14 protein-coding genes are annotated in these 21,234 nt (G+C 72.2%); 8 read left to right on the forward strand and 6 right to left on the reverse strand.

The genetic code is table 11. The features are described from left to right. Window positions 1-438: 438 nt before the first annotated feature. Both RIN75_RS41770 and RIN75_RS41775 read right to left on the reverse strand, forming a co-directional pair. Window positions 439-4,707 carry an FkbM family methyltransferase gene (locus tag RIN75_RS41770; protein ID WP_309117652.1) on the reverse strand — a complete coding sequence of 1,423 codons (4,269 nt, stop codon included), beginning with the start codon at window positions 4,705-4,707 and terminating at the stop codon, window positions 439-441. Window positions 4,708-4,766: 59 nt separating this feature from the next. Further along, a complete protein-coding gene (locus RIN75_RS41775) occupies window positions 4,767-6,110 on the reverse strand; it encodes a glutamine synthetase family protein (RefSeq protein ID WP_309117653.1) in 1,344 nt (447 codons plus the stop codon). Between the two features lie 45 nt (window positions 6,111-6,155). Between RIN75_RS41775 and RIN75_RS41780 the strand changes: the two genes are divergently transcribed. From RIN75_RS41780 to RIN75_RS41790, 3 genes are read left to right on the forward strand one after another with little or no spacing between them, the layout of a single operon-like run. Beyond that, window positions 6,156-6,797, forward strand: a complete 642-nt coding sequence (locus RIN75_RS41780) for an LppX_LprAFG lipoprotein (RefSeq protein WP_309117654.1) — start codon at window positions 6,156-6,158, stop codon at window positions 6,795-6,797. Further along, window positions 6,794-8,326, forward strand: coding sequence for an MFS transporter (locus tag RIN75_RS41785; protein ID WP_309117655.1), 1,533 nt, complete (start codon window positions 6,794-6,796; stop codon window positions 8,324-8,326). Before RIN75_RS41780 ends, RIN75_RS41785 begins: the two co-directional genes overlap by 4 nt. Next, entirely contained in the window at window positions 8,298-8,879 is a 582-nt protein-coding gene (locus tag RIN75_RS41790; protein ID WP_309117656.1) for a TetR family transcriptional regulator, read from the forward strand. The genes RIN75_RS41785 and RIN75_RS41790 overlap by 29 nt, the downstream gene beginning before the upstream one ends. A gap of 33 nt (window positions 8,880-8,912) precedes the next feature. On the opposite strand, the gene RIN75_RS41795 is transcribed toward RIN75_RS41790, so the two are convergent. Then, on the reverse strand, window positions 8,913-10,184 hold the full coding sequence (locus RIN75_RS41795; RefSeq protein ID WP_309117657.1) for an MFS transporter: 1,272 nt from the start codon (window positions 10,182-10,184) through the stop codon (window positions 8,913-8,915). Window positions 10,185-10,393: 209 nt separating this feature from the next. Here RIN75_RS41795 and RIN75_RS41800 point away from each other — a divergent pair, with 209 nt between their 5' ends. After that, a complete protein-coding gene (locus tag RIN75_RS41800; protein ID WP_309117658.1) occupies window positions 10,394-10,996 on the forward strand; it encodes a DUF308 domain-containing protein in 603 nt (200 codons plus the stop codon). Window positions 10,997-10,999: 3 nt separating this feature from the next. Here the strand turns inward: RIN75_RS41800 and RIN75_RS41805 are convergent, their stop codons facing one another. Next, window positions 11,000-12,715 (reverse strand): NAD+ synthase, encoded by a 1,716-nt coding sequence (locus RIN75_RS41805; protein WP_309117659.1) that lies wholly within the window; start codon window positions 12,713-12,715, stop codon window positions 11,000-11,002. An 88-nt stretch (window positions 12,716-12,803) separates the two neighbouring features. Here RIN75_RS41805 and RIN75_RS41810 point away from each other — a divergent pair, with 88 nt between their 5' ends. Then, window positions 12,804-14,357, forward strand: coding sequence for an alpha/beta hydrolase (locus RIN75_RS41810; protein WP_375296099.1), 1,554 nt, complete (start codon window positions 12,804-12,806; stop codon window positions 14,355-14,357). Window positions 14,358-14,368: 11 nt separating this feature from the next. After that, a complete protein-coding gene (locus RIN75_RS41815; RefSeq protein ID WP_309117661.1) occupies window positions 14,369-14,914 on the forward strand; it encodes a hypothetical protein in 546 nt (181 codons plus the stop codon). A gap of 178 nt (window positions 14,915-15,092) precedes the next feature. On the opposite strand, the gene RIN75_RS41820 is transcribed toward RIN75_RS41815, so the two are convergent. Then, window positions 15,093-15,917 (reverse strand): helix-turn-helix transcriptional regulator, encoded by an 825-nt coding sequence (locus tag RIN75_RS41820; protein WP_309117662.1) that lies wholly within the window; start codon window positions 15,915-15,917, stop codon window positions 15,093-15,095. 104 nt (window positions 15,918-16,021) lie between these two features. Between RIN75_RS41820 and RIN75_RS41825 the strand changes: the two genes are divergently transcribed. Then, window positions 16,022-16,774 carry an SDR family oxidoreductase gene (locus RIN75_RS41825; RefSeq protein ID WP_309117663.1) on the forward strand — a complete coding sequence of 251 codons (753 nt, stop codon included), beginning with the start codon at window positions 16,022-16,024 and terminating at the stop codon, window positions 16,772-16,774. Window positions 16,775-16,812: 38 nt separating this feature from the next. On the opposite strand, the gene lysX is transcribed toward RIN75_RS41825, so the two are convergent. Next, window positions 16,813-20,085, reverse strand: a complete 3,273-nt coding sequence (gene lysX / locus RIN75_RS41830; protein ID WP_309117664.1) for a bifunctional lysylphosphatidylglycerol synthetase/lysine--tRNA ligase LysX — start codon at window positions 20,083-20,085, stop codon at window positions 16,813-16,815. Between the two features lie 32 nt (window positions 20,086-20,117). On the opposite strand from lysX, the gene RIN75_RS41835 reads away from it, so the two are divergent. After that, window positions 20,118-20,930 (forward strand): alpha/beta hydrolase, encoded by an 813-nt coding sequence (locus RIN75_RS41835; protein WP_309117665.1) that lies wholly within the window; start codon window positions 20,118-20,120, stop codon window positions 20,928-20,930. The last annotated feature ends 304 nt before the right edge of the window (window positions 20,931-21,234 follow it).

Below are 21,234 nucleotides of genomic sequence, written 5' to 3' on the forward strand. Positions count from 1 at the left end.
CGGAATATGACCTGCTTCAACAGTCAGTCGTCCAGTCAATCTCAAAGGAAACCTCTTGACGAGGTTCATAAATTTACTGGCTATTCGGCACGCTGTTGAGTTCTCAAAGAACACGCGCTCACCATCGTGATCCGCGTCTTACCGCGGTTCATTCCGGGGCTTGTTTCTCGCTTGTGTCTGAAGCTTAGCTCGTTCGTTTTCGCGGTGTCAAATCGGCCGTTTCCGGTCTCTCTCAGCCGCGCCAAACTCGCTGCGCATTCAGTTTGCTTGTTTTCTCCGTGGAACCGAGGCGGCCTTTTAGGCCACTTATTCGCTTCCGGGAGTGACGCCGCAATACTCTACCCGGCCCGATTCGCGGTGTCAACCCGCTCGTTCCGGGGTCTTGCTGGCGACTCGGTAAAAGTTACCCACGGCCGCGCACGAAGTCAAATCGCCTGGTCAGCGGGCTGTGGCCGGGTCGACGGCGGCTTGGCGGACCGGCACGGCCACCTGCGGAGCGGCCGGCTTCGCCTGGACCGGGCGCGGGCGCAGCCACAGCGAGATGGTCCGCAGCCCCTCCATCGCGGCCACGATCTGCTCCGGCGACGCGGCCTCGCGGGTCGCGACCGGCACCAGGTCGTAGCCCCAGATGCGGAACTCCTTGAGCACCGTGACCGGATCGTCGCCGAGGCTCTCCGTGGCCGACGCCGAGAACTCCAGGAACACGTGCGGGCGGTCGCGGCGCAGCAGGCGCACGAGTCCGGCCAGCGCGCGGTGACCGCGGCCCGGCGCGTCCACCCGGACGACGGACAGGTTCATGCCCTGCAACGCGGGCACGGCCTCCAGCTCCTTGTCGAGCCGGGCCGACCGAACGCGCGGCGTGTCCTCCGGGGCGTCGGGCGCCAGCGGGGCGACGGACACCCCACCGGTCAACGCGGGAGTGGTCGCCAGTTCGCCGACGCTCTCCCACGCCGCCGCGTCCACGACGACCAGCCGGTCGGCGACGCGCTCGGGCAGGTTCACGGAAACGTTGTGCCGCAACAACTCCAGCGCGGACGGGCACGGTTCGACGGCGACCACCGCGCCGCCGGTGCCGAACCGGCTGAGCATCCGCACGGTTTGGTAGCCCACGTACGCGCCGACGTCGAGGAAGATCCCGTCCGGCTCCACGACCGAGTCGATCAGCTCGGACAGCTCGCTCTCCCACACCCCGTTGCTGGACAGCATCGGCAGCATGAACGCGTCGTCGGACGGCAGGCGCAGCAGGCCGACGTCGGTGAGCACCAGCGAGCTGCGCACGTCCGGCACCGCCTCGCCGTGCCGCTCGTGCTCCCGGACGACGACCCGGCGCAGCGCGTCGGCGGTCTGCTGGGCCTGGTTCGCGGCGCGCAGGCCGGCGTCGAGCCGGTGGTCGCGGTCGCGGATGACCTCGACGACCTTGGACTCCAGCGTGTCGATCCGGTCGAGGGTGCGTTCGAGCGCGACGGCGAGCTTGTCGATGCGCTGCGCGAGCGCGTCACCCTGCTTTGCCCGCTTGGCGGCTTCGGCGACGACGGCGTCCTCGATGTCGCGGACCCGCCTGCCCTGGCCGGCCATGTCGGCGCGCACCCGCACCACGCCGTCGTCCAGGCCGAGGAGCTGGTCGGCGAGCTGGCCCTGGCGTTCGACGTGCTCCTCGATCTCGGCGCGCAGCACCTCGAGTTCGCCGAGGCCGACGCCGGTGGTCAGCTCGTCCTGGCGGCGGACCAGCTCGGACACGGTGCGCTCGACGCCGTCCACGAGGGAGTTGAGGACGTCGCGCATGTGGTTGTCGTAGTGGTCGAGGACGCGCAGGACCATCTTGCGCAGTTGCGGTGCCATCGGCGTGCGGCTGGCCGTGCCGACGTCGGGTTGGCGCAGCAGCGCGTGCTTCGCCGAGTGCAACGCCTTCATCGGGTCGACGGCCGGGCTGGTGCGGGTGGCGGCGCGGCGGGACCGCCAGGTGCGGTAGGCGTGCTCGACGCGTTCGCGCATGAGGTCGCCGACGCGGGCGACGCTGCGGGTGTCCAGGCGGGCGCGGCCCCTCTCGCCGATGGCGCGGGCGGTGGGCCGGTCGTCGGCGAGGGCGCGCAGGAGTTTCGCGGCGGCCTGGCCGTCCGGTTCGACGCCCTGGCGGCACGGCACGAACACCACGGACTGCTTGTCGAACAGCTCCGCGATCGCGCCGTGGTCGGCGACCAGCAGCGGGACTGCGCGGGCGGCGTGCTGCGCGAGGGCGTGGGTGATGCGGTCGCCGCTGCCGCGGTGCAGGGAGATCAGGCAGTCCACCGGGCCGAGGGCGTCGACGAGTTCGATGCGCGGGTCGGCGGCGGTGGCGAGGCGGAGCCGTTCGGCGGCTTCGGGGTGCTCGGCGGCGTGCGTGACCTCGATGCGGAGGGTGACGTCGTTGCGGTCGGGGAACGCGCCGAGGAACGCGGACACCGCGCCGAGGACGTTGCCCTCGCGGTCGACGGCGTGGTCGGCGAGGGCGCCGAAGACGACGCCTTCGTGCTCGTGGTGCGGTTCGTGCTCGTGGTGCGGTTCATGCTCGTCGTGCGGTTCTTGCTCGCGGACGGGCAGCGGCAGGACGCGGACGGCCGGTCCACCGGGCCGTTCGACGGCGGCGCGGGTGGTCTCGGACGGGACCCACAGCTCGTGCGCGTCGGGCGAGGGGCCGCTGTCGAGGCGGTAGTCGATCACGTGCCGGCCGGCGGGGACGGGGGTGTCGTCGACGCGGACGACGACCGGGTAGCCGAGGCCGGTGGACATGGGCAGGCCGGACGCGCGGGCAGCGGCGTGCAGGAGGTCGGCGATCGGGCCGGTGCCGACTACGGAGACGCCGAGCTGGTCGAGCAGTGCCGGGGCGTCGGCGCGGGCGGTGGGGACGGCGGGGACGGGGAGGCGGCCGGAGGCGACGCCGGGGCCGGCGCACCAGTCGCGGAAGGCGGCGGCGTCGGTGCCGAACGGGTCGGGGAACTGGTCGCGGAGGGCTTGGTCGCCGCGCCAGAGGGCAGCGGACCAGCGGGTGCTGCCGGGGATGCCGTCGGCGGGTTCGCAGGCCCAGGCCAGGAAGGCCGCGCCGCCGTCGGGGCCGAAGGCGGGTGCCGGGTGCGGGATGCGGGCCGCGCCGGTGCCGGCGGAAGCGGGGTTGGCAGGTGCGGAACCGGCTCCGGCAGGCGCGGGGCCGGCGGGCTTGGCGGTCGCGGCTCCGGCGGGCGCGGGGGCGGGCTTCGCGGTCGCGGGGCCGGCGGCGGACTTGGCGGGGGCAGCTCCGGCGCTCGCCGAGCCCGGGCGCGCCGGGCTGGCGCTCGCCGGGCTGGACGCGGAGCCGGTGCTCGCCGGGCTGGCGTTCACGGGACCGGCGGTGCCGCTGCTGCTGGTGTCGGCGGGTGCGGAGCCGGCGGCGGGCTCTGCGGTCGAGCTGCCGGCGGGTGCGGAGGCGTCGGCGGGTGCGGTCGCGCTGCCGGCAGTCGGGTCCGAGGGGCCGGCTGCGGCGTCGGCGGTTGCCTCGGCGGGTGTCGCGGTGTCCCCGGTGGCGGCAGGCTCGGTCGGAAGTGGCGCTTTGGTGCCGTTGACCTGCGGTTTTGCGGCTTCGGCGTGGCCGCCGGCCCCCGCTTCCATTGTCTCACGGGGGACCGACGATTCCGGCGCGGTGGCGGGAGTGGTCTGGGTGGTCGGCGTGGGTTGGGTGGGTGGCGTGGGTTGGGTGGGTGGGGTGTCGCGGACGTGGTGGGCTGGGTCGAAGGGGGAGCCGGGGGTGGTTCGGGCGGCTTCTCGGTAGGTGGTGCGGAGGGTGTCCGGGATGGGGGTGCCGTCCGCCAGGCGGCCGAAGCCGTAGGGCACCTCGGACTGGGTCCAGCCGCGTTTGACCAGTTCGGCTCGGTAGCTCGTGCAGAGTTCGGCCAGTTCCCGGTGTTCGGAGAGGAGCACGCGGGGGCGGTCGGCGAAGTCCGCGGACAGCAGCCAGGGGCGGCGGGGGTCGAAGCCCTCGAAGTGGACCGTGCTCAGGGGTTCGCCCAGGACCGTGAGGGTGCCGTCAGAGCGGCGGTGCAGGTCTCGTTGGCCGGCGTTCCACGCGGACAGGCCGATGGTGGCGTCGCGTAGGACGTGCAGGCTGACCAAGGCCGGGGCCATGTCCAGCACTGCCTTGGTGGCGTCCGGGGTTCGGCGGAGTTGTTCCTCCAGGGAGCGGAGGAAAGGCTCGGCGCCTGGGGCGACCACCAGGAAACCCGGGTCGAAGACGCCGGTTTCGAGGAGTTCGGTGGGGGTGGGGCGCAGGCCGTCGTCGGGGAGGGGGCGAAGGGCTCGTGGGAGTAGGACCAACGGACCCTGGCGGACGGCGGAGAGGACCTGGTCGGTCAGGGGGGCCAGGACCTGGGTCCAAGGGGACAGGTAGAGGACTGGGAGGCCTTGGCCCAGGAGTTGCTCCAGGAGTCTGGGGCGGAGGAGGCCGCAGAGTTGGTCGGCGGTGCAGCCGGTGGCCAGCTCGGCCAGGTCCGCTGGGGTCACGCCCAGGTCAGCCGGCGTGATCAGGCCCGGGCCGGAGTTCTCCGGGAGGGCGTCGACCACCAAGGCGAGGAACCTCGCCCTGGGGTGGTTGGCCAGGAAGGAGTTCGACAACACCTTCACCGCGGGCAGCTCGGCGGCCGTGGCCACCGTGCACGCGATCAGCTCGGGAAGGGCTTGCGAACTCGCGGGCACCTCGGTCACGGTCTGCAAACCTAGCTTCTCCGAGTGCCCGGTGTGGACCACCCGCACGGGTTGTTCCCTCACAGGACCGGCAGCAGGGTTCGCAGCTCGTACGGCGTGACGCTGCGCCGGTACTGGTCCCACTCGTTGCGCTTGTTGCGCAGGAAGTAGTCGTACACGTGTTCGCCCAGCGCCTCGGCGAGCAGCTCGGAGTTCTCCATCTCGGTCAGCGCCTCGCCCAGGTTCTGCGGCAGGTTGTCGTAGCCGGCGGCCCGGCGCTCGCGGTCGGTCAACGACCACACGTCGTCCTCGGCGGGCGGAGGCAGTTCGTAGCCCTTTTCGACGCCCTTGAGGCCCGCGGCGAGGATCACGGCGTAGGCAAGGTACGGGTTGCACGCGGAGTCCAGCGAGCGGATCTCCACCCGGCGGGAGGACGACTTGCCCGGCGAGTACATCGGGACGCGGACCAGGGCCGACCGGTTGGCGTGGCCCCAGCAGACGGCGGTCGGGGCCTCGCCGCCGACGATGAGCCGCTTGTAGGAGTTGACCCACTGGTTGGTCACGCCGGAGATCTCGCGGGCGTGCTTGAGCAGGCCCGCGACGAACGCCTTGCCGGTGTCGGAGAGCTGGTACGGGTCCTCGGCGTCGTAGAACGCGTTCTGGTCGCCCTCGAACAGGCTCACGTGGGTGTGCATGCCCGACCCGGGCTGGTCGGAGAACGGCTTGGGCATGAAGCTCGCCCGCACGCCTTGCGTGATCGCGACCTCCTTGACCACGTACCGGAAGGTCATGACGTTGTCGGCCATGGTGAGGGCGTCGGCGTAGCGCAGGTCGATCTCCTGCTGGCCGGGCGCGCCCTCGTGGTGGCTGAACTCGACCGAGATGCCCATCGCCTCCAGCGCCTCGATGGCGTGGCGGCGGAAGTGGGTCGCGGTCTCGTGGCTGGTCTGGTCGAAGAAACCGCCGTTGTCCGCCGGGAGCGGCTCGCTGCCGTCGGCGGGGAGGTTCTTCAGCAGGAAGAACTCCATCTCCGGGTGGACGTAGCAGGTGAAGCCCGCCTCGCTGGCCTTGGCCAGGGCGCGGCGCAGGACGTGCCGCGGGTCGGCCCACGACGGCGAGCCGTCGGGCATCGCGATGTCGCAGAACATCCGGGCCGAGTAGTGGCTGTTGTCGGAGGTCTTCCAGGGCAGCACCTGGAAGGTGGACGGGTCGGGCTTGGCGACCATGTCCGACTCGTAGACCCGCGCGAAGCCCTCGATGGCCGAGCCGTCGAAGCCGATGCCCTCGCTGAAGGCGCCTTCGAGTTCGGCGGGGGCCACCGCGACCGACTTGAGGAAGCCGAGGACGTCGGTGAACCAGAGCCGGACGAACCGGATGTCCCGTTCCTCAAGGGTGCGGAGGACGAACTCCTGCTGGCGGTTCATGTGACGAAGCCTAGGTGCGAGGCCGGTGGATCTACCATTCCGGGTATGTTCCGTCGCCGCGCCCTGGTAGGCGCGCTCGCATTGTCGCTGGCCGCGTGCACCTCCTCCGCCGGGGACCTGCCCGCGGGCTCGGAGGTCCTGGGGAAGTCCGCCACCGCGATGCGGTCGGTGACCAGCACCCACTTCACGATCAAGGTGGACGGCGAGCTGCCGAACGTGACCGTGAAGGACGCCGAGGGCGACCTGAACGCCGCCGGCGACTCGAAGGGCCGGGCGAAGGTCGACCAGTTCGGGCAGCTCGTCGAGGTCGAGTACGTGCTGGTCAAGTCGGACCTGTACTTCAAGGGGCCGACCGGCGGGTTCACCAAGTTGCCGGCCGCGCTGGCCGGTCGGGTGTACGACCCGACGGCGATCCTGAACCCGGACAAGGGTGTGGCGAAGGTCCTGTCCAGCGCCAAGGACGCCAAGACGGTGAGCAACGACGGCGGGGTGGCCGTGGTCGAGGCGACCGTGCCGAAGGACGTCGTCGGCGGGCTGGTGCCGGGCATCGGCGCGGACGTGAAGGGGACGTTCTCCGTGAAGGACGACAAGCTGACCAACGCGGTGTTCGAGCTGCCCAGCGGCGCGAAGGTCACGGTCGGGTTGGTCGACTTCGACAAGTCCTTCACCGTCGAACCGCCGAAGTGACCTCCCGCCGCCTGGCGATCGGCGCGGGCGCCGTCGCGGTCCTGCTCGGCGCGCTGGACGCGTACGTCGTGGTCGGCGTGCTCGTGGACATGGTGCGCGACCTCGGCATCCCGGTGAACAAGCTGGAGCGGGCGACGCCCGTGGTGACCGGGTACCTGCTCGGGTACGTGGCCGGGATGCCGCTGCTCGGGCAGTTGTCGGACCGGTTCGGGCGGCGGCTGGTGCTGCACCTGTGCCTGGTCGGGTTCGCCGTGGGGTCGGCGGTGACCGCGCTGGCCGGGGACCTGCCGCTGCTGGTGGCCGGTCGGGTGGTGCAGGGGTTGGCCGGTGGCGCGCTGCTGCCGGTGACCATGGCGCTGGTCGGCGACCTGTGGGACGAGCGGCGGCGGGCCGGGGCGCTGGGGGTCGTCGGCGCGGCGCAGGAGTTGGGGAGCGTGCTCGGCACCCTGTACGGGGTGGGCGTGACGTCGCTGTTCAACGCCTGGTCGTTCTTCGAGTCGGTGGAGCCGCAGAGCTGGCGGTGGGTGTTCTGGGTGAACCTGCCGTTGGCGCTGGTCGCGGTGTTGATCGTGCAGCGGACCGTGCCCGGTGGGGGGCGGTCGGCGGTGCGGATCGACGTCGTCGGTGGCGCGTTGTTGGCGTTGTCGCTGTCGTTGCTGGTGGTGGGGCTGTACAACCCCGATCCGGAGCACGCCGTGCTGCCGCCGTGGGGGTGGCCGGTACTCGGTGCTGCGGTGCTGGTGTTGGGCGGGTTCGTGTGGTGGGAGCGGCGGTCGTCGGTGCGGCTGCTGGACCCGGCCGGGGTGTCGTGGCGGCCGTTCCTGGCCACGCTCGGGGTGTCGTTGGCGGCCGGTGCGGCGTTGATGGTGACGCTGGTGGACGTCGAGCTGTTCGCGCAGACGGTGCTGCGGAAGGACTCGGCTGCGGCGGTCGCGATGCTGGCCCGGTTCCTGATCGCGTTGCCGGTGGGTGCGCTGGTCGGCGGGTGGCTGGCGGGTCGGGTCGGGGACCGGTGGGTGTCGTTCGCCGGGTTGGCGATCGCGGCGGTGGCCTACCTGCTGATCGCCCGATGGCCGGCGGACGTGGCCGGGTTCGTGGTGGACCGGGACCTGGCGGTGGCCGGGTTCGGGCTCGGGCTGGTGATCGCGCCGGTGTCGTCGGCGGTGCTGCGCGTGGTGCCGTCCGATCGGCACGGGGTGGCGTCGGCGGCGGTGGTCGTGGCGCGGATGACCGGGATGCTGGTCGGGGTGGCGGCGCTGTCGGCGTGGGGGTTGCACCGGTTCCGGGAGTTGACGGCGGGGTTGAACACGCCGCTGCCGTTCGGGGTGGAGCCGGAGGAGTTCCGGCGGCAGGCGGAGGCGTACCAGCGGGCGCTGGTGGACGCGCTGCTGACCGAGTACCACGAGATCTTCCTGATCACGGCGGGGATCTGCGTGGTGGGGGCGGTGGTGTCGCTGCTGCTCCCGGGGCGTCAACGGTCGGGTTGGATATCATCCGGCCGTGGCGTGGAACACGGAGGAGACGCGTAGGCGGCTGCTGGAGGCCGCGGTCGTCGAGTTCGCCGCGCACGGCCTGGCGGGGACGCGGATGGAGCGGATCGCCGCGCGCGCCGGGATCAACAAGGAGCGGTTGTACAACTACTTCGGGGACAAGGAGCGGTTGTTCCAGACCGTGCTGTCCGACGAGTTGGCGAAGATCGCCGCGGCGGTGCCGCTGACCTCGCTGGACGACCTCGGCGAGCACGCCGGGCGCTGCTACGACTACCACCTGGCGAACCCGCACCTGGTGCGGTTGTTGCAGTGGGAGGCGCTGGCGTACGGGTCCGGTCCGGTGCCCGACGAGGAGGGGCGGCGGACGCACTACGGGCGCAAGGTGGAGGCGGTGCGGGCGGCCCAGGGGGCGGGTTCGGTCGACGACCGGCTGGGTGCGACCGAGCTGCTGTTCATGAACATGGCGCTGGCGTCGTGGTGGGTGGCCGTGCCGCAGGTGGCCCGGATGGTGACCGGCGCCGAGGACCACGCGGCCCGGCGAGCGGCCGTGGTGGAGGCCGCCCGACGCATGGGCCGCCCCGCCGGCCGCTAGACCCGCCGAGCGCCGGCCCTGGCCCGCTGGGCGCTAAGCCCGCCGAGCGCCGGCTCCGCCGAAGGCCAGCACGGCGGCCGCGGCCACCAAAGTCCCGGCCAGCACCATGCACACGACGGCGAACCCGGCCGGGAGCAACGCCGCCACCAGCACCGGGCTGATCCCGCCGCCGAGACCGACCAGGAACGCGTACCCGGCGAGCCCGGCCCCGCGCGCCTCCCCCGAGGCCTGGCCGACGACGACCACCAGCGCCGGGATCGACACCGCCAACCCCGCGACGAACACCGCGCTGCCCACCAGCACCCCGGCGATCCCGCCGGCGACCGCCTCGATCACCAACCCGGCCGCGGCGACCGACAACGCGGTCACGGCGACGCGGTGAGCGCCGTACCGGTTGATGAAGGGACCGGCGAAGGCGCCCAGGACGATGCCGGGCAGACCGGGCAGGCGCAGCAGGAGGAGCGTGCCGGCGTCGTGGATGCCGTAGCGGTCGCCGACGATCACGCTGAGCGCGCTGTACATGCCGACGAACGTCAGCAGCAGCGTCAACGCGCCGGGGTAGGCGGCCAGCAGCGCGGGAGTGCGCAAGAGCCGGCTGAACGCGCGCCACGGCGCGCCGGTGCGACGCGGCACAGCAGGCAGGCGGGTCACGGCGAAGGCGGTCACCAGCAGCAGCGGCACCAACAGCCAGAAGACCCAGCGCGGTCCGGCGGCGCGGTCGACGCCCAGGGCGTAGGCCTGGCCTACCAGGCCCGCCAAAAGGAACGAACTGGACACCGCGGTCACGCCGACGGCGCGCCGGGCGGGCGGCAGGACCTCGGCGGTGTAGGCGAGTGAGACCGCCGGGATCGCGGCGGCCAGGAAGCCCTCCGCCACCCGGGCCGCGAGCAGCAGGCCGAACGAGTCCGCCGCGCCGGCGACGACGCAGGTCAGCGCGCCGACGGCGAGGCCGGCGGCCATCACGTGGCGGCGGTCGTAGCGGTCGGAGGCGGTGCCGAAGACGAGGTTGCCCAGGGCGAACGCGAAGCCGAAGCCGCCGCCGACCCAGGCCGCGGTGGTCATCGGGACGGCGTGGCGCGCGGCGATGCCGGGGAGCAGGGGCACGGTCAGGTAGAGCTGCGAGATCGCCAGGACCGCCGCCACGATCAGCACGCCGACGACCAGGGCGGGGCGGACGGCGACCGCTGGCGGGGCGACCGGCGGCGGGACCACCTGCGGCGGGGCGGCCCGTGACGGGGCGACCTGCGGCGGGGCGGGCGACGTGGTTCTCGGGGTCGCCGGGCGGTGGGTCGGGGTGTCGGGCATGGGAATCTCCAACCGGGTCGTTGGTTCTCGACCGTACTGGTCAACTCCAACGGTGGAGATGGAGTGTGGTGGGCCTCACGAATGGGTGAATGGTGCGCGCGGCCGGCGGTTTGGGCCACTCGGGCGGGTGAGGTCGGGTGCTGTCCGCTGCGGGACGTCGCCGGTGGGCACAGGCTCGGGTCTATCGGCACGTTCTAAGGAGTGGTGGCATGGCGCACTTCGGGGCGGATGACGGGACCCTGGCGCTCGTGGGGCGCGCGAAGGCGTTGCGGATCACGTTCGGCGTGGTCACGGTGGCCATCGGGGTCGCGGTGCTGGTGTGGCCGGGCATCACGCTGGTCGCGGCGGCGGTGCTGTTCGGCGTCCAACTGCTGGTGACGGGCGTGTTCTGGCTGGTCAGCTCGTTCACCGCGCACACCAGGGGCGGCGGTTACCGGGTGTTGATGGGCGTGGCGGGGTTGCTCGCGCTGCTGGGCGGGATCTTGGCGCTGCGGGCGCCGTTCCAGACGGTGGCCGTGCTGGCGCTGATCCTGGGGGCCACCTGGGTGGTCGGCGGGGTCGCCGAGGTCTTCCACGGGTTCGGCGCGAGCGGGTGGGCCGTGTTCTCCGGCGTGGTCACGCTGGTCGCCGGGATCGTGGTGCTGGTCGCGCCGCTGTCCAGCGCGGTGGCGTTGGCGTGGCTGCTCGGGATCGCGCTGCTGGTGCTCGGGGTGCTGAGCATCGCCGGAGCGGTCACCGAGGGACGGACCACCCGGACGACGGCGGCCCGCACCACCACGACGGGTAGCGCGGGCACGACCGCCACCGCGTGAGCGTCAGCCTTCGCGCCAGCCGTTGGTGATGGGCAGGCGGCGGTCGCGGCCGAAGGCCTTCAGGGTGATCTTGGTGCCGGGCGGGTACTGGCGGCGCTTGTACTCCGCCCGGTCCACCATGCGCAGCACCCGGTCCACCAGCTCGTGGTCGAAGCCCATCTCGATCAGGTCGTGGTAGCCCTTGTCGCCCTCGACGTAGTCGTCCAGCAGCGAGTCCAGCAGCTCGTAGTCGGGCAGCGAGTCGGTGTCCACCTGGCCCGGCCGCAGCTCCGCCGACGGCGGCTTGCTGATCGAGTTCTCCGGGATCGGCGGCAGCTCGCCCAGCTTCTCCGCCTGCGCGTTGCGCCACCGCGCCAGGTCCCACACCAGCGTCTTGAGCACGTCCTTGATCGGCGCGAACCCGCCCACCGCGTCGCCGTAGATGGTCGAGTACCCCACCGCCAGCTCGCTCTTGTTGCCGGTCGCGAGCACCAGGTGGCCGTGCTGGTTGGACAGGCCCATCAGCGCCATGCCGCGGCACCGCGCCTGCACGTTCTCCTCGGCCAGCCCGGTCAGGCCGAGCTGGTCGACGAAGACGCGAACCATGTCCGCGATCGGCTGCACCGAGTAGTTCACGCCGGTCCGCTGGGCCAGCTCGTACGCGTCGGACTTCGAGTGGTCCGACGAGTACACCGACGGCATGGACACGCAGTGCACCGCGTCCGCGCCCAGGGCGTCCACGGCCAGCGCCGCCACGACCGCCGAGTCGATGCCGCCCGACAGGCCGAGCACCACCGACCGGAACCCGTTCTTGTGCACGTAGTCCCGCAGCCCGGTGACCAGCGCGTGCCACACCTCCGCCTCGTCGGACAGCGGTTCGGCGGGCTGCGGCGCGGGCAGCGCGTCGTAGGCGGGCAGCGGGTCCTCCGACAGCACCAGCCGGCGGACCTCGAAGCCCTCGAACGACCCCGCCGCACGGGACGCGCCACCGGGCAGGTCCAGGTCCAGCAGCACCAGGTGCTCGACGAACTGGGGCGCGCGGGTCAGCAGTTCGCCGTCCGCGGCCACCACGATCGTGTCGCCGTCGAACACCAGCTCGTCCTGGCCGCCCACGGTGTTGACGTAGGCCAGCGGCGCCTTCGCCTCGGCCGCCCGGCGCGCGACCAGGGGCAGCCGCAGGTCGTCCTTGTTCCGCTCGTACGGGGACGCGTTGGGCGACACGACCAGGTCCACGCCGGCCGCGCCGAGCGCCGCGATCGGACCGCCGTCCTGCCACAGGTCCTCGCAGATCACCATGCCGATCTCCAGCCCGTGCAGGCGGACCACGTCGAGCGTGTCGCCGGGCGTGAAGTAGCGGCGCTCGTCGAACACGCCGTAGTTGGGCAGGTGGTGCTTGAACTGCCGCGCGACCACTTCGCCGCCGTGCAGCACGGCGGCGGCGTTGCGCATGCCCTTCTCGTCGCGGTCGAGGTAGCCGACGTACACCGGCAGCCCGCCGGCACCCGCTTCGTCCAGCCGCTTCGCCAGCTCCTCCAGCTTCCGCCGGGACGCCGAGGCGAAGGACTCGCGCAGCGCCAGGTCCTCGACCGGGTAGCCGGTCAGGACCATCTCGGGGAACACGACGAGGTGGGCGCCCGCCTCGACGGCCTTGCGGGACCACTCGACGACGAGTTCGGCGTTCCCCGCCAGGTCGCCGACACAGGCGTTGACCTGGGCGAGGGCGAGTCGGAGCTGAGGCATGACGGCATTCTCGCTCACGCGGGCCGCGAGCGGTGGACGTTGTGGCCGACGAGTCACACCTACGATCGGGGGTGTGCGCCGTTCCTTGATGCTCTTGCTCGCCGTGCCCGTGCTGGCTGCCTGCACGACGGTGGTGACGGGTTCACCCACACCGGGGACGGTGCTGGAGCAGCGCGGACCCGCCGGCACCGTGCCCGCGGGCCTGGAGCGGTTCTACGGCCAGCAGCTCGGGTGGGAGGACTGCGCCGGGTACGCGACCACCGCCACCACGCGCGGCCAGTACCGGAACAAGAAGAACATCGAGTGCGCGCGCCTGGAGGTGCCGCTCGACTACGCCAAGCCGGACGGCAAGACCATCACCGTCGGGCTGCTGCGGCAGAAGGCGTCCGGTGACGGCAACCGGATCGGGTCGTTGATCATCAACCCGGGCGGTCCGGGCGCGTCCGGCATGTCGGCGGCGGCGAACCTGGCCGGGACCGTCCGCGACAGCGCGCTGGGCGAGCGGTTCGACCTGGTCGGCTTCGACCCGCGCGGCGTGGGGTCGAGCCAGCCCCAGGTCCGGTGCCTCACCGACGCCGAGCGGGACGCCGACCGGCTGGACACCGACCTCGACACCTCGCCGGCGGGCGTGCAGCAGACCGAGCAGGAGAACAAGACCTACGCCGAGAAGTGCGCGGCCTCCACCGGCGCGGACTTCCTGGCCAACGTCGGCACCCGGGACGTGGTGCGGGACCTGGACGTCATGCGCTCCGCGCTGGGCGACGAGAAGCTGACCTACCTGGGCTACTCGTACGGGACGCACATCGGCGCCGGGTACGCGGCGGCGTTCCCGGCCAACGTCCGGGCGCTCGTGCTCGACGGCGCGGTGGACCCCACGCAGAACAGCGTCGAGTCGCTGATCGCCCAGGCCGCCGGGTTCCAGCAGGCGTTCGACGCGTTCGCGCAGTGGTGCGTGCGGCGGCAGGACTGCTCGCTGGGCAAGGACCCGGCGCAGGCGAGCAAGGCGTTCCGGGACCTCACCCTGCCGCTCGCGCAGCGGCCGGTGGACGTGGGCGGCCGCAAGCTGGCCTACAACGACGCGATCATCGGCACGATCCAGGCCATGTACAGCGAGGAGCTGTGGGGCCCGCTGAACTCCGGCCTCACCGAGCTGAAGAACAACCGCGGCGAGGTCCTGCTGAGCCTGGCCGACGCGTACTTCGACCGGGACCGCGAGGGCAAGTACTCGACCATCACCGACGCGTTCACCGCGGTCAAGTGCGTGGACGAGCCGCGCGTGACCGACCGGGCGGTGCTGGACGACCTGGCCCGCCGGTACAAGGCGGCGGCCCCGTTCCTCGACGACGGCAACCCGGCGGTCGGCGCGCTGGACGCGTGCGCGTTCTGGCCGGTGCCTCCCACCGCGCAGGAGGCCAAGCCCGCCCAGGGCCTGCCGCCGGCGCTGGTGATCTCCACGACCGGCGACCCGGCGACCCCGTACGAGGCGGGCGTGAACCTGGCCAAGGCGCTGGGCGGCGGGCTGCTGACCTACGAGGGCAACCAGCACACGGTCTACTTGCAGGGCAACGAATGCGTCGACCCCATCGGGGACGCGTACCTGATCGACCTGAAACTGCCCGCGCAGGGCAAGCGCTGCTCCTAGAGTCGGGGGCGATGATCACCTACAAACACGTGGCCTTCGCCCTCCTGGAAGCCGAAATGCTGTCGCACGGGCAAGTGCGGGCCGTGCTGGACAAGTTCGCCGACTACGTCGACGACCACCTAGACCCGTACGAGGTCGCGTACGCGCTGGAGGAGTTCGGCGTCGCCGTCGCGGTGCACGCCGACGACGTGGACTTCCTGGAGGAGTCCTACGCCCACATCCTCGAACAGGCCGCCGCGTTGACCCGCGGTGCGGTGACCGTCACCGACGTCCGGCTGCGCGAGGGCGAGTTCGTGGAGGGCTCGCGCGACGACGTCCTGGAGTTCACGGTCAACGGGCGGCCGGTGTCCATCAGCGCCGAGCACTACTCCGACGAGTACCTGGACCACCTGGCGGCGACCGAGGCGGTGGACGAGCTGAACCCCGGCGACGCCCGGACCTTCCGCCTGGTCGACTTCGCCCGCGAGCGCAACCGCGGCTACGAGACGATCCTCACCCTCGCGACGCCGGAGCAGGCCGCGGTGCTGGAGGAGAACCTCGGGCTCAAGCTGCGCTAGCCGATCACCCGATGAAGGGCTCGGCGACGAACCGGCCCACACCAGGTGATCGGTGCGAAAAGCAGCGCGACGAGCCGACGCGGCCGAGCGTTCTGGTGGGACTTCGCACCGGAGACACCGGTCGGGCCACACCCGTGACACGGTGTGGCGGGCGCCACAGGTCAGGCGTCCACGGAGGTCATGCGTCCACGGAGGCGGCCCAGCTCGCCAGCAGCCGCAGGCGTTCCTCGGACGGCGAGCCCGCCTTCGCCGTGTACACCGCGAGGTTCACGTCCGGGTCGCCGGGCAGGGCCAGCATCTCGTAGTCCAGGTCGAGGTCGCCGACCACCGGGTGCCGGAACAGCTTGCTGCCGTGCGTCTTCTCCAGCACCGCGTGCTGCGCCCACAGCGTCCGGAACGTCTCGTCCTTCATGGACAGCTCGCCGATCAGCGCGGCCAGCTCCGGGTCGTCGGGGTGGCGGCCCGCGTCCAGGCGCAGCACGGCGACCGTGTCGGCGGCGACGGTCGGCCAGTCCCGGTAGAAGCGGCGGGCGTCGGGGTCGAGGAAGGTGTGCCGGGCGGCGTTGAACATGTCCGGGGTCAGCTCGCCGAAGTTGTAGAGGGCGTCGGCGAGGGCGTTCCAGGCCAGCACGTCGGTGCGGCGGCCCAGGACGAACGCGGGTGTGTGCTCCATCAGGTCCAGCAGCCGGCGCAGGCCGGGCCGGATGCGTTGCGGCACGTGCTTGCGGGGCGCGCGCGGGCGGACCAGGTTGCGCAGGTGGGCGCGCTCGGTCTCGTCGAGCTTCAGGACGCGGGCGACCGCGTCCAGCACGGCGTCGGACACGCTCGGCGTGCGCCCCTGCTCCAACCGCATGTAGTAGTCCACGCTCACGCCCGCGAGCAGCGCCAACTCCTCCCGGCGCAACCCCGGGACGCGCCGCCGGCCGCCGCCGGGCAGCCCGACGTCGTCCGGCCGGACCCGCGCCCGGCGGGTGCGGAGGAACTCGCCCAGGTCGTGGTTCACGCGTTCCAGTATGGCCGCGCCGGGCGGCCCGATCCTGGTCCTGCCAGACCTGGGGAAAACCGCGGCCTCCGGTCCTCGCCCCGGCCGGCCCCAGTGTTGGTGCCATGACATACGACCTCACCAACCGAACCGCCGTCGTCACGGGCGCGGCCAGCGGCATCGGCGCGGAGATCGCGCTGGTCCTCGCCCGGTCGGGTGCTCGGGTCGCCCTGCTGTCCCGACGTGCCGAACGCCTGGCCGAGCTGGCCGACAAGATCGCCGCCGAGGGCGGGCAAGCGCTTGCGGTGGCCGCGGACGTGACCGGTGACCTGACCGCGGCGGTCACCTCGGTGCACGACACCTTCGGCCGCGTGGACCTCGTCGTCAACAACGCGGGCGTCATGCTGGCCAACCCGATCGACGCCGGCCGCGCCGACGAGTGGCAGCGGATGATCGACACCAACATCACCGGCGTCCTGAACGTGACGAACGCCTTCACCAAGGACCTGACCGCGGCCGCGGAGGCGGGCGGCCCGGCGGACCTGGTGAACATCTCCTCCATCGGCGCGCACCTGGTCTTCCCCAACTTCGCGGTCTACACGGCGACGAAGGCGGCGGTCACGCACCTGTCGGCCAACCTGCGCAGCGAGTTCGGCCCGCTGGGCGTGCGGGTGACCAACGTGGAGCCGGGCCTGACGGAGAGCGAACTGCTCAGCCACGTCGACAACGACGAGGTGGTCCGGGAGGTCTCCGCCTGGTTCGAGGAGATGGGCCGGTTGTCGGCGGCCGAGGTGGCGGACGTGGTCGCCTACGCGACCAGCCGGGCCCGCCACGTCAACCTCCGCCAGATCATGGTGCTCCCGACCACGCAGGTCTGAGCGCACCCGAGTTGACCAACCCCGGAGCGAGGGGTTGGTCAACTCGGGCGGACGAAGGGGAAGAGGACGGTCTGCCTGATCGACGTGCCGGTGAGCATCATCAGGACGCGGTCCACGCCCATGCCCAACCCACCGGTCGGGGGCATCCCGTGTTCCAGGGCGTTCAGGAAGTCCTCGTCCAACTCCATCGCCTCCACATCACCACTGGCCGCCTTCAGGGACTGCGCCTCCAGGCGTCGGCGTTGTTCCAGCGGGTCGGTCAGCTCGGAGTAGGCCGTGCCGATCTCCGCGCCGAAGGCGACCAGGTCCCAGCGTTCGGCCAGGCGGGGATCGGTGCGGTGCTGGCGGGTCAGCGGGGAGACCGAGGTGGGGAAGTCGGTGTAGAAGGTCGGCTGGACGGTCCGGGGTTCGACCAGTTTGTCGTAGGCCTCCAGGACGAGCTGTCCGTGGTCCAGCTCGTCTTCGACGTGGATGCCTTGTGCGGCAACGGATTTCCTCAGGACCTCGATCGGGGTGCCCGGGGTGGTGTCCTCGCCCAAGGCGTTCGAGACGGCCTGGTGCACGGGGATCACCGGCCAGTCGCCGGAGATGTCGACCTCTTCCCCGTCCCGCAACGCCACCTGCTTGCCGTGGGCCGCGACGGCCGCGTGCTGCACCAGCTCGCGCATCAGGTGCAGCATGGTCGTGTAGTCGGCGTAGGCCTGGTACGCCTCCAGCATGGTGAACTCGGGGTTGTGGGTGGCGTCCGCGCCCTCGTTGCGGAAGTTGCGGTTCAGTTCGAAGACCCGGTCCACACCCGCCACGCACAGGCGCTTCAGGTACAGCTCGGGCGCGATGCGCAGGTACATGCGCATGTCGTAGGCGTTGATGTGGGTGACGAACGGCCGCGCGTTCGCCCCGCCGTGGACGGTCTGGAGCATCGGGGTCTCGACTTCGAGGTACCCCCGGGCGTGCAGGAAGTCGCGGATGCCGCGCACGACATCGCTGCGGACCCGCAGCATCCGGGCCGAGTCCGGGTTCACCACCAGGTCCAGGTAGCGGCGGCGGACGCGGGCTTCCGGGTCGGACAGGCCCTTCCGCTTGTCCGGCAACGGGTGCAGGCACTTCGCGGTCACGGTCCACGAGTCGGCGAGGACCGACAGCTCGCCACGGCGTGACCTGGTCACCTCGCCTCGGACACCCACGTGGTCGCCCAGGTCCACACCGGACTTGAACGCGGCCAGGCCGTCCGCGCCCAGGTGTTCCGCGTCGAGCATCAGTTGCAGTTCGCCGCTGGAGTCGCGGACGCGGACGAAGCACAGGCCGCCGAGTTCGCGCAGGGCCACCACCCGGCCGGTGACGGACACGGTCTCGCCGAACCGGTCCGGCACCTCGGCCAGCAGGCAGTCGCGCGGGAAGTCCACCGGGTACGGGTCGATGCCCCCGGCCCGCAGCCGGTCCAGCTTCTCGATGCGCACCCGGACCTGCTCGGGACGCCGCACCGGCTTCGGTTCGACCTTCAGCGCTTCGATCTCGGCGACGGCCGCGGCGAACCGGGTGCCCGCGGTCTCGTGCCGCAGCGCCCGGTCCGAGCCGCGTTTGAACAGCGAGCGCAGGCTGGGCACGAAGCCCTCGGCGACGCCGGCGGCGATGCTGACCCGCGGCAGGTGGCGGGTCCGGGCGTAGCAGAGGAAGCGCGGCACCCAGTCCGGGTGGTACTTGGCGTTGGACCGGTACAGCGACTCCAGCTGGAAGAACCGCGACGCCAGGCTCAGCACCCGCCGCCACGCCCGCAGCACCGGTCCCGCGCCGATCTTCTCGCCCTCCTCGAACACCGCGCGGAACATGGCGAAGTTCAACGAGATCCGCTGCACGCCCAGGCGTCCGGCGGCATCGGCCAACGCGGCGACCATGTACTCGTTCAGGCCGTTCTCGGCGGTGCGGTCGCGGCGCATCAGGTCCAGCGAGACGCCCCGCCGGCCCCACGGCACGAACGACAGCAGCCCGCGCAGGTCGCCCTCGGCGTCGTAGGCCTCGACCATCACGCACCGGCCGTCGGTCGGGTCGCCCAACCGGCCCAGCGCCATGGAGAACCCGCGCTCGGTCTCCGCTCCGCGCCACCGCTCGGCCAGGGCCAGCAGCGACGACATCTCCTCGGCCGGGATCTCCGCGTGCCGCCGGACCCGGACGGTGTAGCCGGCGCGTTCGACGCGGCTCACCGCCTGCCGCACGGCCCGCCGCTCCGGCCCCGCCAGGCTGAACTCGCGGACGTCCAGCACGGCCTCGTCGCCGATCTCCAGCGCCTTCAGGCCCGCCGCCGCGTACACGTGGGCACCGCGTTCGCTCGCGCCCAGGACACCGGGGATCCACCCGTACCGGCGGGCCTCGGCGAGCCACGCGCCGACCGCGAGCGGCCACGCGTCCTCGTCGCCGATCGGGTCGCCGCTGGCCAGGGTGGTGCCGGCGAGCACCCGGTAGGTCAGCGCGGCGCGGCCGTTGTCGGCGAAGACGACGGACTTGTCCCGGCGGGTCGCGAAGTAGCCCAGCGAGTCCGGTTCGCCGTGCGCGGCCAGCAGCCGCCGCACGCCCAGTTCCTCGGTGTCGTTGAGCAGCCGGCTCGACCGCTCGCCGCGGAAGAACACGTACAGGGCGGCGATCGCGACCAGCGTGCCCGCCAGGCCCAGCACGACGCTCAGCCACGCCGGCCCCTCCCCCACCCCGGCGCGCCCCAGCGGCAGCACCTCGCCGGTGACCTGGTTGGCCGCCCACAGGAACTTCTCCCACCAGTCGATGAGCGTGCCCGGGAACACCTCCGTCACACCCCAACCGACCAGGCACGCGAGCACCATCCCGGTGAGGAACACGGTCAGGCCCTGCCGCCACGCCCCGCGCACCAGCCGCGCCGGGAACGCCGGCCGCAGCGACCACAGGAACACCAGGAGCGCGGCGGACACGAGCGCGCCCCCGCCGATGAAGCCCGCGACCTCCACCCAGTCCACCGGCTCGTCCAGCCCCAGGAACTGGCTCGGGTCGACCAGGTAGACCACCAGCACGGTTAGCGTCACGCCGAACCCGAGCGCCTCGAACAGCAGCAGCGTCCACAGCGCGGCCTGCTTGCGCCGCCGCGCCGCCGCGCCCAGCACCAGCAGCACCAGCGCGATGAACAGGTTGGCGTCCACCGGCAAGCCCAGCCAGTAGGCCACGATGAAGATGCCCGAGGCGAGGCCGGACTCCTCGTCGATCACCAGCAGGAGGAGGCACGCCAAACCCGCGAGCTGCACGACCGTCGCCACCACGCCCGCCGCGCGCCACTTCCACCCGGTGACCGCCACGACCACCACCTCCGAGGAGAGCCTTGCCCACCATGATCGCCTCTCTGGCCGGGGAGGTGCACGTCGTGGCCACCGGTCGGGGTGGGCCGACGGTGCTGCTGGCGAGCGGTCTGGGGTCGGCGTGGTTCGACTGGGACGCCGTGGTGCGACTGCTCGCCCCGCACGCCCGGGTCCTGGTCTACGACCGGCCGGGCACGGGGAACAGCGGTCCCGCGCTCGCGCCCGCCACGCTGGCCCGCGAGGTCGCCGTGCTGGACGCGGTGCTGGCCGGGGTCCCGGACGCGGTGCTGGTGGGGCACTCGATGGCGGCGCTGCACGTGGAGGCGTGGGCCCGGCTGCGGCCGGACCGGGTGCGCGGGCTGGTGCTGGTCGACCCCGACCCGGAGGTGCCCGGCGCGGGCCGGCCGTTCGACCTGTCCGCCCTGGTCGCACGGTGGGTGCTGCGGTTGCGGCTGGACGGCCTCGTGGCGCGGCACGGGATGGCGCTGCGGCGGTGGGCGGTCACCGGGTCCACGCTGGCGCGCTTCGACCCGGGTCCACCCGATCAGGTGAAGTCGGTGTACGCGCGGCCGTCGGTGACCCGGGCGGTGCTGGACGAACTGGCGTCCTACCCGGGGCAGGTGGCCGCGCTGGAGCGGCTCCGGGCTTTCCGGCCGTTGCCGCACGTGCCGTTCACCGTGTTGACCGCCGGCCGGCGGGTGTTCCCCGAGCACCTGGCGCTGGCCGGGCAGGTGCCTTGGGGCACGAACGTGCTGGTTCCCGGCAGCCGGCACATGGTCCCGGTGGACCGGCCGGACGCGGTGGCGCTGCCCGTGCTCAGGGCGGTGCGGGGCAGCGCGGTGTGAATCGCGAGGACACGCCGTCCCCGCACTCCGCACTAGCTTTTTCGCCGCCCAGCGGCTGCTTTTTCGCCGCCCAGCGGCTGCTTTTTCGCCGCCCAGCGGCTGCTTTTTCGCCGCGCAGCGGCTACTTTGGGCCGCGCAGCGGCTACTTTGGGCCGCGCAGCGGCTACTTTGGGCCGCGCTCCGCGCGGCGGGCTGGCCACCAGCCACGGCGGGGCTTCGGTTCCCCCACCGTATGGCCTGCCCGAAGGGCTACCACAGATTTCCCGGGTGCGGCCGAAATTTTTTGCTCGTTCCTCACAAAAAA

This window comes from Saccharothrix sp. (genome assembly GCF_031180885.1).
In the GTDB taxonomy this organism is placed as follows: Bacteria; Actinomycetota; Actinomycetes; order Mycobacteriales; family Pseudonocardiaceae; genus Actinosynnema.

Bases quoted from the DNA above. Each gene is read 5' to 3' on its own strand.
- RIN75_RS41835 (WP_309117665.1), top strand. From the start codon at position 20,118: ATGATCGCCTCTCTGGCCGGGGAGGTGCACGTCGTGGCCACCGGTCGG.
- RIN75_RS41800 (WP_309117658.1), top strand. From the start codon at position 10,394: ATGGCGCACTTCGGGGCGGATGACGGGACCCTGGCGCTCGTGGGGCGC.
- RIN75_RS41780 (WP_309117654.1), top strand. From the start codon at position 6,156: ATGTTCCGTCGCCGCGCCCTGGTAGGCGCGCTCGCATTGTCGCTGGCC.
- RIN75_RS41795 (WP_309117657.1), bottom strand. From the start codon at position 10,184: ATGCCCGACACCCCGACCCACCGCCCGGCGACCCCGAGAACCACGTCG.
- RIN75_RS41805 (WP_309117659.1), bottom strand. From the start codon at position 12,715: ATGCCTCAGCTCCGACTCGCCCTCGCCCAGGTCAACGCCTGTGTCGGC.
- RIN75_RS41815 (WP_309117661.1), top strand. From the start codon at position 14,369: ATGATCACCTACAAACACGTGGCCTTCGCCCTCCTGGAAGCCGAAATG.
- RIN75_RS41810 (WP_375296099.1), top strand. From the start codon at position 12,804: ATGCTCTTGCTCGCCGTGCCCGTGCTGGCTGCCTGCACGACGGTGGTG.
- RIN75_RS41825 (WP_309117663.1), top strand. From the start codon at position 16,022: ATGACATACGACCTCACCAACCGAACCGCCGTCGTCACGGGCGCGGCC.
- RIN75_RS41775 (WP_309117653.1), bottom strand. From the start codon at position 6,110: ATGAACCGCCAGCAGGAGTTCGTCCTCCGCACCCTTGAGGAACGGGAC.